This window comes from Streptomyces sp. NPDC049687, from assembly GCF_044465285.1.
GTDB lineage: Bacteria > Actinomycetota > Actinomycetes > Streptomycetales > Streptomycetaceae > Streptomyces.
The window spans coordinates 1,047,336-1,059,549 of sequence record NZ_JBITLN010000002.1 but is presented as its reverse complement, the minus strand read 5'-3'; the positions used below and the strand labels follow the sequence as shown (position 1 = coordinate 1,059,549).

Annotated in this window: 7 protein-coding genes and 2 pseudogenes; 5 read left to right on the top strand and 4 right to left on the bottom strand. The window is 70.5% G+C overall.

The features are described 5' to 3' along the window. Positions 1-158 precede the first annotated feature (158 nt). From ACIBVL_RS09870 to ACIBVL_RS09855, 4 genes are all read left to right on the top strand, one after another. The gene (locus tag ACIBVL_RS09870; RefSeq protein ID WP_399094663.1) at positions 159-728 is read left to right on the top strand and encodes a hypothetical protein; all 570 of its coding nucleotides are present in this window, start codon (positions 159-161) and stop codon (positions 726-728) included. Between the two features lie 187 nt (positions 729-915). Continuing rightward, entirely contained in the window at positions 916-1,887 is a 972-nt protein-coding gene (locus ACIBVL_RS09865) for a peptidoglycan-binding protein (RefSeq protein ID WP_399094660.1), read from the top strand. Next, complete coding sequence (locus ACIBVL_RS09860; protein ID WP_399094657.1) at positions 1,884-2,660, top strand: ABC transporter ATP-binding protein; 777 nt, start codon at positions 1,884-1,886, stop codon at positions 2,658-2,660. The genes ACIBVL_RS09865 and ACIBVL_RS09860 overlap by 4 nt, the downstream gene beginning before the upstream one ends. Continuing rightward, positions 2,657-3,868 carry an ABC transporter permease gene (locus tag ACIBVL_RS09855; protein ID WP_399094654.1) on the top strand — a complete coding sequence of 404 codons (1,212 nt, stop codon included), beginning with the start codon at positions 2,657-2,659 and terminating at the stop codon, positions 3,866-3,868. Before ACIBVL_RS09860 ends, ACIBVL_RS09855 begins: the two co-directional genes overlap by 4 nt. A gap of 77 nt (positions 3,869-3,945) precedes the next feature. Here ACIBVL_RS09855 and ACIBVL_RS09850 read toward each other — a convergent pair. The 3 genes and pseudogenes from ACIBVL_RS09850 to ACIBVL_RS09840 all read right to left on the bottom strand — a co-directional run. Further along, positions 3,946-4,500, bottom strand: a pseudogene (locus ACIBVL_RS09850) (HAAS signaling domain-containing protein); the annotation flags it as partial. 60 nt (positions 4,501-4,560) lie between these two features. Continuing rightward, positions 4,561-4,905, bottom strand: a pseudogene (locus ACIBVL_RS09845) (PadR family transcriptional regulator); the annotation flags it as partial. A 122-nt stretch (positions 4,906-5,027) separates the two neighbouring features. Continuing rightward, a complete protein-coding gene (locus ACIBVL_RS09840; RefSeq protein WP_399094651.1) occupies positions 5,028-5,915 on the bottom strand; it encodes a peptidoglycan-binding domain-containing protein in 888 nt (295 codons plus the stop codon). Between the two features lie 718 nt (positions 5,916-6,633). Between ACIBVL_RS09840 and ACIBVL_RS09835 the strand changes: the two genes are divergently transcribed. Then, positions 6,634-9,441 (top strand): hypothetical protein, encoded by a 2,808-nt coding sequence (locus tag ACIBVL_RS09835; RefSeq protein WP_399094648.1) that lies wholly within the window; start codon positions 6,634-6,636, stop codon positions 9,439-9,441. Between the two features lie 575 nt (positions 9,442-10,016). Here the strand turns inward: ACIBVL_RS09835 and ACIBVL_RS09830 are convergent. Further along, positions 10,017-11,786 (bottom strand): protein kinase, encoded by a 1,770-nt coding sequence (locus ACIBVL_RS09830; RefSeq protein WP_399094645.1) that lies wholly within the window; start codon positions 11,784-11,786, stop codon positions 10,017-10,019. Positions 11,787-12,214 lie beyond the last annotated feature (428 nt).

Genomic DNA, 12,214 nt, shown 5'->3' with positions numbered 1-12,214 from the left:
GGCTCCTCTCCTGCGGCGGTGTGCACCCCCAGCATGAGCGAGCAGAGGTTAGGTACGGGTTAGCCGATCATCACCGGCACCCAACCCGGCCGTGGATACACCTGAGTCGGCCACGGCGGCACCCCTGCTGCCAAACCACCTCCAGGAGGTATCCCTTGATGTCGATCAGCGCTGTACGGGTCGCGGCAGCCGCTCTCGTGACGGGCACCGCTGTGCTGTCCCTCACCGGTTGTTCACTCGTCCAGGAGGATCCGGTCCCGGAAGTAGCCGCCACCGACAGGGACGGTGGGAGCACTGCGCGGCCCAAGGACGCCGACGCGATCCGTCAGGCGTGGTTGCGCTGCATGCACGACGCGGGACACACCGAGCTCCGTATGGGCGACGACGGAGGGGTTCGCAGGCCGGCCGCGGGGCCCGACACGGCAGAGGACGCGGCAGCGGGGCAGAAAGCCAAGGATATGAAGGAGGACACGCAGAAGTGCAATGCCAAGGTCCCCGGCATGCAGCAGCTCCAGGAGAAGCTCCGCGCGGGTGACATGAAGGCGGCACGAGGACTCGCCGCATGCCTGCGCGAGAACGGGCTGCCCGATGTGGCCGACCCGAAGCCGGAGGACGGTGCGGCCCTCACGGTGCCGCAGGACGTGGATCCCGCCGCGTGGAACAAGGCGTACGGGATCTGTGGCAAGAAGTACCCTCAGGTTCCCTTCGCTGCCACGCCGGCGCGGTGACATGAAGCGCACGAGGAGGGACCCGGCTCGCTCCGGGGGCTGTACGCGCAGGAAAACCTTCCGGCGCGTGTCCTGCGGTGTGACCGCGTTCGTTGTCGTGATGCTGGGATGCGCGGCGGCCGTCGTACGGCCGTGGGAATCCCGTGACACCACGGCAGAGGAGCACAGCCCACCGGAAACCGCCCCTGTGGCACGCACTTCCCTCGCTTCCGGCCTGCGGCTCGGCGGCACCCTCGGACACGGTCCGGCCGCCGAGGTCGTCGCCCAGGGCCAGGGCACATTCACCTTGCTGCCCCCCATCGGGAAACGCGTCAGGACCGGTGAGGCTCTGTACGAGACGGACGCCTGGCCGGTGGTGCTCTTCACCGGTGCCCGGCCGTTCTGGCGCGACCTCGCCCCCGGCATGAGCGACGGCCCCGATGTTCGGCAACTCGAAAGGAACCTCACCGACCTCGGCTTCGCCGACCCCACGAATCTCACCGTCGACGAGCGGTACACCGACGGCACCGAGGCGGCGGTGAAACGCTGGCAGAAGTCGCTCGGCCTGGACCGGACCGGCAGGATCCCGCTCGGCCGGGTGGTCGTGCTTCCCCACCGCGTCGTACGCGTCGACGAGGTGCAAGCCGTGCGCGGTGGTGTCGTGGCACCCGGCACCCCCGTCCTGTCCGTCACCGCACCGGACGTCTATGCGTCGGTCGGTCTGGGCGACGGAGAGGCCGCCCAGCTGCCGCCGGGCGCCGATGTCTCTGTCGAACTGGCGGACGGCCGTGTCCTCAAGGGCGAACTGCGCGCCGTCGCTCCCGAGGGGGCGAGCGCGTCCGGTGGAGGGGGCAGGTCCGACGAACGAGGCGAAGGCGGCGGCGTCGAAGGCCCCATCGCCACCATCGGGCTCGACGGCCAGAAGGAAGCGCGGGCGGCCCTGGACAAGGGCCGCACAAGCGTCACGGTCACCGTTCCCGACCGCAAGGTGAACAACGCCCTGGTTGTACCGGTCACAGCTCTGCTGGCCCTCGCTGACGGCGGATACGGTGTGCGTGTCGTCCGCGACGCGCAGTCGGAGCCCCGGCTCGTACCGGTCGAGGTCGGTCTGATCGTCGGTGCCCGGGCGCAGATCACCGGCGCGGTCCGCGAGGGCCAACGGGTGGTGATTCCCACATGACCACACCCGGCCAGCAGCCCGTACTGTGCCCCGTACTGAGCCTGGAGGACGTCGGCAAGACGTACCGAGGCGATCCGCCGGTGCACGCCCTGACCGGCATCGACCTGGAGGTACGGCGCGGCGAACTCGTCGCCGTCGTGGGCCCTTCCGGGTCCGGCAAGTCCACCCTTCTGTCCCTCGTCGGAACACTCGACCGACCCTCGTCCGGCCGGGTGCGCTTCGAGGGGCACGACCTGGCCCGCCTGAGTGGCAGTCAGATCGCCGCGCTGCGCGCGCACCGTATCGGTTTCGTCTTCCAGCAGTTTTTCCTTCTGCCCGCACAGACCGCGGTGGAGAACGTGGCCAACGGCCTCCTCCACACGGGCGAAAGGGCACGGCGCCGCCGTGAGCGCGCCGTGGAGGCGTTGAAGGACGTGGGCCTGGAACACCGACTCGGGCACCGTCCCGATGAGCTGTCCGGAGGGGAGAAGCAGCGGGTGGCCGTCGCCCGGGCCCTGGTCGGCCGCCCCGCGCTGCTGCTGGCCGACGAACCCACCGGGGCTCTCGACTCCGTCTCCGGTGGCAGCATCGTCGACCTGTTGCGCGACCTCAATACCAAGGGCACCACCGTCATGGTCATCACCCATGACCGCGAACTGGCCGCGACCTTCCCGCGCCGCATCGGTCTCCAGGACGGCCGGATCGCCTTCGACGAGCGCACGCCGGCGGTCGTCCACAGGGACGGCCGAGACGACAGAGACCGCCGAGACGGCCGAGCGAGGTTTCGCGCATGAACGCGCCCATTGCCCGCGCCGCCCGTCTGACTCTCGCCGACCTGATCCGTCTGGGCCTGGTGGGACCGCGCACCCGCAGGCTTCGCTCGGCGCTTTCCGCCCTCGGTATCGCGCTGGGTATCGCCGCTCTGGTCGCGGTCACCGGCATCTCCGCCTCGCACCAGGCCCACTTGCTGGACCGGCTGAACCGCCTCGGGAGCAACCTGATCACGGTGTCACCGGGCGTCGACGTCAACCAGCAACCGGTGCCATTGCCGAAGGAGTCCGTCGCCATGCTCGGCGCGGTCGCACCGGTCGAGACGGTGAGCGCGACCGGAGCCACCAAGGCCGACATCTACCGTAACGACCATGTCCCGGTGACTCAGACCAACGGCCTTTCGGTGCTGTCCGCCCGCGTCGGTCTGCTCGAAACGCTGCACGGCAAGGTCCGCGTCGGCCGCTGGCTGGACGGGTCCACCGAGAAACTGCCGGTCGTGGTGCTGGGATCCGAGGCAGCGGACCGGCTCGGCGCCGCCGCACCCGGTGAGCGAGTGTGGCTGTGCGGCAAGGAGATTCAGTGCAGCTGGTTCTCCGTTCTCGGCATCCTTTCCCCCAACCTCCTGGCGCCCGAGATCGACTCCGCCGCGCTCACCGGCCGGCCCTGGTCCGCCGCCCATCTCGGTGACGACGGGACCCCCGCCACCGTCTACGTGCGCACGCACCCCGCCAGGGTCACCGATGTCCAGGCTGTCGCCGGCGCGACCGCGAACCCGGCCGCCCCGAACCTGGTGTCCGTGTCCCGGCCCTCCGACCTGCTCAAGGCCCGAGCTGAGACCAAGACCGCGCTGGAGGGCATGGTCCTCGCGCTCGCCGGGGTGGCGCTGGTCGTCGGCGGACTGGGCATTGCGAACACCATGGTCGTGGGCGTGATGGAGCGCCGGGGCGAGGTCGGTCTGCGCCGGGCGCTCGGGGCCAGGCCAGGACAGATCGCCGCACAGTTCCTCGTGGAAGCGGTCATGCTGGGTCTCTTCGGCGGAAGTACCGGCATCCTCCTCGGTGGTGCGGCCGTGCACGTGTATGCCGGTGTCAAGGGGTGGCCCACCTCCACGCCGCTCACCTGGGTGATCGCGGGACCTGCCGTGGCCGTGGTCATCGCCGCTGTCGCCGGGCTGTACCCGGCCATGAGGGCAGCACGCATGTCACCCACGGAGGCGCTCCGCTCCGCATGACATACCGCGATCGCAAGGGAGAGCGCTTCAACCGGCATCGTCCGCCCGGTGGAGAGGTGGGAAGCCGACGGCAGGGCCTACGCGACCGGCTCGCGCAGTCGCGCGGCCGATCGGGCCAGCCGCGCGGCACCCACGACGGGCAGGCACCAGGACAACAGGAGCGCGGTTATCAGCGCGGCTGCGCTCAGGCCACCGAACGGCAGGGAGAACGCGGCGCCGAGGACGGGAACAGTGACCATCGGGGCCAGCAGAAGCAGCGTCGTCCGCAGCTTCTCGCGGCGCACCCACTGAGCGGACTTCCACAGTTGCACGAGACCCGCAGCCAAGGTGGCCAGGACAAGGACCCCGCCCACCGCCGGGACCAGGGAGAGGGGCAACGGCAGGACAATGAGGGCCAGTGTGAGGTAAGTGCGTGTCGGGCTGTCCGGCTCGGGGCCTGTGCGGCTGCCGGTTTCCTCCGCCAGAGCGGCGTCCGCGATCGCCTGAGGTTCTCCGAGCCGGTCCAGGACTCGGCGCACGGCTTCGTCGTTCGATGTGCCGGAGCCGGCCAGGGTCACCTCGATGCGCTCGCTGAGATCTGCCAGCAGTTCCTGGCGCCTGTCGTCGGGAAGGGCTCTGGTCCGCCGGTCGACCCCGGTCAGGAAGGCTTGAACCAGGGGATGGTTGAGGGTGTCGTTCACGTCGTCTCTCCAGGGGTTGAGGAAGTGGTCCACGGCTGCACGGAAGGAGGGCCAGTCCGCCGCGAACGCGCCCAGCGTGCTGCGACCGGCATCGGTCGGCGTGTGGTACCTGCGCGGTGGTCCGCTGTCGGATTCCCGTAGGTGGGTATCGGCGAGACCGGCTCGCCCCAGGCGGGACAGCAGGGGGTACATCCTTCCCTGGCTGGTCGCCATCACCTCGATCCGGGCAAGCTGCTCCAACAGCTCCACTCCGTACCGAGGCATGTCCCGCAGCAACGCCAGAACGCAGTACTCCAGCACGCCCTTGCGGAGTTGACTGGCACACGGCCGCCCGCTCCGGGTGGTCCTGGGTGGCAGTCGTCGTCGGCCGTGCTGCCCGTCCGTCGCTGCCGTCGATCCTCGCCGGTACGCCGAAGGCCCCCCGGGGGCTGCCGCTGCCGCTGGGCAGCCTCGATTTCGCGGGCTTCAGGCCGAGGCGGTCAGGACCGCACAGCGAAGCCGTGTTGCGCACCGAGTCTGGTGAGGGTGGTCTTTCCCGGGATGCCGTCGGCCTGGGCTCCGGTGTATCCGTATCGTCGCTGCAGGGCGGCGTAAGCCTTGACGGTGGCGGTGCCGAAGGAGCCGTCGGCCCGCTGCGCCGGGAGGAGTCCCTCGGCGACAAGTGCCTTCTCCACGAGGAGTACGTCCGCCTTGTGTGTCGTACCGCCCTGGGGGAGGGCCGGATCGCGGCGGGCGGCTGCGACGACATTGCTCAGGTCGACCGTCGGCCGTGAGCCCGAGCCGGGGTTCGAGCCGGTGGCCGGAGCCGCCTTGAAGAGGGCGGACTGGTCGATGTTCCCCGGGTCCCAGTGGTCATTACCGGGGATGTTGGCGTGGCCGTAGTGGCCACCCTTGTTCAGCCATACGGAGCGGGAGCGGTTGTCCGCGTCGCCGGCAGAGGTCGCCAGTCGGCCCGCCGGCCAGGTGTCCGGGACGTGCCAGGAGCGGATGGCACGCATCAGGGCCCTGAAGTTGGGGCCCGGTTTCCAGTACCCGGTGAAGGGCTTCGAGGCCCGGGCGAGCACTTCGATCTGTACGCAGGCCTTTCCGACCCGGTTCGTCCGTGCATTGCCGTCGTTCCGCAGAGCGCGGGCGCTCTGGTCGAGCGGACCGAACTGGCCCAGCCGGTCGGTGGTCGGGTCGTACAGCAGGTGGGGCTCGGCACTGTTGCGGATCAGGTGCGCTGCGACGCCGCGGTACGCCTCGTCGCCGGCGCCGCTCTCCGTGGTGTGCCAGACGGCGCGCGCGGGAGCCACCACGAGGTCCATGGCCCCGCCGATGGCGCCGTCCCCCAGACGCTCCGCTTCCTTGATCCAGATCTCGCTCACGCAGAATTCCCTCACTCGTCCATGCCGGTCACTGGAGGCCGACAGGAACGAGCGTCGGGGCTGCTGGTATTCACTTCCCAGCCCGGACTGCTGCTCACTTGTGACCATCGAACATCGAGCGATCGTCACGACGGAGTCCGTGAGCATGCCTGAGCGCCCCGGCTGTGAAGTCGCGGAGTAGCGAGCCGCAGCAGGTTGCCGGCACGTGGCCTCTTTTGTGGCGTGCATGAGTGAACCGCTGCGCCGACACTACCGTTGCGGGGTGTGTCGGGACCCGGCCCGAAAGCGGGCTCCGGCGTCCCGCCCCTGAGGCGTCAGCAGAGCCCGCGCTCCTGTGCCGTGGGCCTGTCGGGGGCGTGCGGTCGGCGTGCGGCGGCGAACGGCGTGCCGAGCCTGCCACGAGCGCCGGTGCAGGAGCATGAACTCCGAGCCGGAGTAGGGTCCGGGCGGCGAAACCGAGCGAGCGGGCACGGTTCGGACCTCCAGGACCTGCACGGCACCATGCCCGGCGCGGCCTGCCCCCGGGACGTGATCGACGAGCGCATCGTCGCCCGTCGCACCAGCCACGCCGTTTCCAGACCGTGGCCCTTCGCACAACGGGACGGCGGCTCACCTCACCTCCTTCCAAAGCCGGTTCGCCGTCGGAGGTGAACCGGATCCGGGATGCGCCCGTAGCAAAGACGATCGAGCAGGGGCAGGAGTAGGAGCAGGAGAACGCGTGATCCTTTTCCGGCGCACAATAGTCGCCGCCGCCGCGTTATGCGCGGTGCTTGCGGGATCGCCAGGACCGGCATACGCAGGCCAGGCTGCCGCACCAGTACCGTCCGCGCCGTCGGACGGCGTCGAGGGCGGCACCGGCGGTCACCTTCCGGCGGGTTGGCAGGTCACCGGCACGGGAGCCGAGCAGCAGTTGATCTGGCGCTCGACCGCACCGGTGCCCATGGGCGACGCCGCCGTCGAGTTCTACTCAGGAAACAAGCTCCTCGGCCGGCCGCTGGCCACCGCGGACGAACGTACCTTCAGGCTCAGCCTGATCGGCGTGGAGCCAGGCCCGGTGTCGGAGTTGCAGGTGCGCGCCGGCGGGCGCCGCCTCGACGCAGCAGGCACCGAGGCAGGCCCGCAACGGCGGCGTTCCATCAAGACGGTGGAGCCGTCGGCCCTGCTGCCGGCCAACCGCGTGGACCCCGGTGTTCCCGGCCCGTACCCGACGCGGACCGGCGAGTACGCGCTGGAATCGGTGAAGCTGCCCGACTTGCGGGAACCGGTGGAGATGCGCGCCGTGGTGGTGGCACCCACCGGGGCTCCGGGCCGCCGACCGCTGGCCCTGTTCCTGCACGGCCGCCACTCCAACTGCTTCACCCCCGATGGCGGTCAGCTCGGCACATGGCCCTGTCCCACCGGTTCGAAGCCGGTACCCAGTTACCGAGGCTATCTGCGCGCCCAGGAACTGCTGGCCTCCCAGGGATATGTGACGGTGTCCATCGCCGCCAACGGAATCAACGCGCAGGACATCGCGCGCGACGACGGCGGGGCGCAGGCCCGCTCCTCCCTGGTGCGGCGGCACCTCGCCCTCTGGGCCGACTGGGCCGGTACCGGCCGGGCCACGGCTCCGGCGATCGTGCGGAACACCTCCCGGGCCGATCTGTCCCGAGTGCTCCTGGCCGGACACTCGCGGGGCGGCGAGGGCGTGAACCGGGCCGCACTGGACAGCCTCTTCGAGCCGCCCGCCGACCGGGACGGTTACGAGGGGCCGGTGCGCTGGAACATCCGCGGAACCGTCCTCATCGGCCCCACCGCCTCAGGACAGAACCCGGCGCCCGACGTGCCGTCCATGACGATCCTGCCGGGCTGCGACGGCGACGTGTCCGATCTGCAGGGGGAGATCTACGTGGACGGCACACGCGGCATCAGCCGGGGTACCGCCCTGCACAGCGCGGTCTACATGGTGGGCGCCAACCACAACTACTTCAACAGCGAGTGGACACCGGGACAGGCCGAGGCGCCGGCCTCGGACGACTTCGAGGAGAGGAAGGGGGAGGCACCCGACCCGGTGTGCTCGCCGGGCACCGCGACCCGACTGACCGCCGTTCAGCAGCAGACCGCCGGTGCCACGTACATCGCCGCCGCGGCCCGGCTGTTCCTGGCGGGCGACGACCGGGTACGTCCGCTGCTGGACGGTTCGGACCTGCGGGCACCGTCCGCCGACCCGGCCCGCGTGCTCACCCACGCCGTCGGGGCCGGCCGCACCAGCGCCTTCCTGCCTGACCCCTCGATCACGGTGGACGGAAACGGCGGCCGGCTGTGCGCACAGGTGGATCCCGACCCGGCCACCGCCTGTCTGGCCCGCGAAACGCGCGGGTATTCTCCGCACTTCGCCTACTGGGGGACCTCGCGGGAGCCGGGCCGCCACGCCGTTGCGCTGGACTGGTCGACGCCGGGTTCCGCGGTACGGGTGCGTGCCGCGCGGCCGGTCTCCCTGGCCGGGGCCCAGGACCTGAGCCTGCGGGTCATCGTGCCGCCGAACACCACCGGCACGCGGCTGGATGTTTCCCTCTCCGACACCTCGGGCCGACGGGCGGCCCTCGGCCCGATCAGCCTCGACGGACTGCCGGGGACCGAGCGGACCGCCTCGTACTGGGGACAGGAGATACGCGTCCCGCTGACCGCCGCGACCCGGGCCGGACTGGACTTGAATCAGGTGAACACCCTGGAACTGACCCCCAGCAGCCGGTCCGGACAGGCTTGGCTGATGGACGCCTGGGGCTGGCGCCCCGGCACGCCCGTGGTGCGGCCGGCCACGCTGCCGCGCGTCGACATCGGCCGGCTCACGGTAGAGGAAGGCGATTCCGGGGTGCGGAGCTATCGGGTGCCGGTGCGGGTGTCCGGGCAGGGCAGCGGTCAGGTCCGGCTCTTCGTCGCCGATCCCGTCAAGGGCCAGGTCACGTCCCGGGTGGTGACGGTGCGGCCCGGCAGCACCGACATCGATGTGCCGGTCGAGGTGGAGGGGAACACCCGCCACGGTCTCGGCAGATCACTTGACGTGTTCGTGAAGGCGGTCCACAACGCCGTGGTCGGCTCCCACCGAGGCGGCGTGACCGTGGAGGACGACGACCCGGCGCCCGAGATGACCGTGACGCCGGTCGCGGACCGGGTCACCGAGGGGCAGACCCTGACCTGGCGGATCACGCTGTCCGATGTCGCCGACTTCGACATGGGGGCCGAGGTCGTCGTCCTGCCGGTCGGCGGCGGCGAACTGTCCACCACGGATGTCCCCGAGGACTGGTTCAAGGAGGCGACCGACGGCGAGTCGCCGAGCCCGTCCCGACCGCTGTCCGAGGTGGAATGGCTCCGCGTGTTCGCGTATTTCCCCGCGGGGGAGCTGACCGCCGACGTGACCATACCCACCGTCGTGGACACGGTGAGCGAGGCGGACGAGACGGTGCGGCTCCAGCTGATCCGCTGGAGCGACGACGGCGAGTCCACGGGGGGCCCCGTGATCACCGGCACGGTGGTGGACGCTCAGTAAAGGGCCCACCAGGCCTTCCGGGTCCGGTTCGCCGTTGCGGGTGAACCGGACCCGGGATGCGCTCTTGGCGAAGGCGGATGCAAGTGCCTGGCGGCGGTCGGAGCGTTCTCGGACACCGTCGGCCAGGCCCCGTGCGACACCCTCTGCACACAGTGGGAGGTCACCTACGACAGGGACGGGTTCGTCCGCCTGAGGAACACGGGCGTCAACCAATGCCTGGACGGTAACGGGCGCGGCCTGTACTTCTCCGGCTGCGTCGCGGCTGACCCGGGCAGAGGGGGCAGCCGGACTTCCCGTCGTCCCAAAACATCCGGCACGCAGACTCCGACACCTACGTCACGGCCTGGAACGACGGCGGAGTCGGTGTGGCACCCAAGATCGACGCTGTCGGCGCGCACAAACAGAGGTGGTCGCTGTGGCTCGGTGCTCCAGCTCAACCAGGTGGCCGTCGACGACGACCTGTGCGCCCGCGGACTGCGTGCCCGGGTCACAGCGACGCCACCGTCTGTGCTACGGGCGCATTCCGAATCGGGTTCACTCGCAACGGTGAATCGGACCCGGAAGGAGGTAGGCGGTCAGCGGAGCGTCCAGACCTGGTTGTCCCTCCCGTTGCATTCCCAGAGAACCGCCCCCGTTCCGCTCGCGCCCCCGAAGATGTCGACACACTTCCGTGACTGATCGGCCATCAGTTTCGTGCCGACGAGTCGGAATTTCTGGCCGGAGTTGCCGACGCAGCCGGCCAGTCGGATCTCGGTCCGGTCGGCGGTCGCCCCTCCGGCGACGGTCATGCATTTCCCCGATGACCGCATGGTTCCATCCGATCCGGTCCGCCATTGCTGCGCCGCGGAGCCGTCACACGTGGCCGGGAACAGCTGCATCCCCTCGGTCCCGTCGCCACTGCTCAGGCACTTCCCCGAGGCAGCGACCACCAGGGCACGGCCGGCCGGGGCGACCGTGTCAGATCCGCTCTCCTTGGACGGGTTCTCGCCTTCGGATTCCGGCTCGGGGGCCTTCTGCGTGGCCTTGGACTGCGACTGCGACGGGGTGAGCGGCGTCGGCGGCGTGACGCCGGTACTCGCGGAGCGTGACGAGACGGGAGAGGAGGCCGCGGGTGCGGACGTGGACTGATGTGTGGTGTCGCCGGCCGGGAGCGGGCCGTCCGATGCCGTGGCGCTCCTGCCGCCCTTCTCCGTCATCGGGGTGACCAGCCAGGCGATCGTGATCAGTACTGCCGCAGCGGCCGCTGCGGCGATCAGGACCGGCTTCTTCGAACGGCCCGAAGGCCGGTGCGCCTGCAGGTCGGTCGTGGCGGGCTGCGGGCCTTCTGAGGGGTTCCCGGCAGCGGATGGCTCATCCGTTCCGTGACCCGGGTTCCGCCCCGACTCCGACTTCATCGTCGACGCGGGCTCCGACTCCGACGCGGGCGCCGCCCTCGTCCCCGCCTCCAACTGCGTCGCCGGTGGCGGAGCGTCGTCGGTGATCGCAGCGACGGCGGGCGGAGCGACAGAGGAGCCAACAAACGAGCCCGTTTCGCCGACCGGTGGCCGAAGCAGGCGCTCGGCGTCCTCGGACGACAGGCGCTCGGCCGGGTTGGCGGCGAGCAGCCCCTGGATCAGCGGGGTGAGCGGACCGGCGCCATGTACCTCGGGAACCGGCTCCATGGCGATGGCGTACATCGTCTCCGTCACTGAGTCCCGGAGGAACGGTGAGCGGCCGTCGACCGCCTGGAAGAGGGTTGCGCCCAGCCCCCACAGGTCGGCCTCCGGGCCCGGCCTGGCGCCGACGAGGCGTTCGGGGGCGATGAAGTCGACCGACCCCACAAGTTGGCCGGTGCGGGTGAGATGCGAGGTCTCGACGGCCTGGGCGATACCGAAGTCGGTGAGGACCACCCGGCCGTCCTCGGCGATCAGCACATTGGCCGGCTTCACGTCCCGGTGCAGGATGCCGGCCTGGTGCGCCGCCCGTAACGCGGCGATCACACCACGGCCGATCCTGGAGACCTCTTCGAGCGGGACCGGGCCATGTGCCTCGATCAAGTCGGCGAGCGTGGTGGAAGGCACGTACTCCATGACGATGCTGGGCAGGCCCTCGTCGTCCACGACGTCGTGGACGACAACGACATTGGGGTGGCTGATCCGGGCGGCGCTGCGGGCCTCTCGCCGGGCACGCTCGAAGAGGGTGGCGAGTTCGTCGTCGTCGAGCTGCGGCTGGGCATGGAGCTTCTTGACGGCGACCTCGCGGCCCAGAAGATTGTCGTGGGCGCGCCAGACGGTGGCCATGCCGCCTCGTCCGATCCGGTCGAGAACGCGGTATCGGCCGGCGATCAGCCGTCCTACGTCGGACACCGTGGTTTCCTTTCCGTTGCCGCACGGCCGATCCGGCCGGCGGCGGCGCGGCACTCCGGTGGCCGGAGGGCCGCCCAATGGCCCTCTGACTGCCGCCAGTTGGAGAGCGCGCTGTCAGTCGGGGGGCATATTTCGGTCCGCGACGCCTTCGCATCGCATGACTCCCCCATCGGTCTCGCTCATTGAGGGGTCGATCTGGATTTGCCGTGAGCGACGGCACGGGCGCGGTGAAGCGCGGGGCGGCGATCGCCGTGGGGGCGAGCAGCCGCAACTGTCACCGGTGCGGCACGGGAAGGGCCGAGCATGGATGCAGCGGTACGCCGTCCGCGGCCGGGTCACGGCGTCGGCACGATCCCACCGGCGGGGACCGGGGGGACAGGTGACTGTGAGGCTCGCCTGTCACTGCTTCGCACAACGGTGAGGACTCG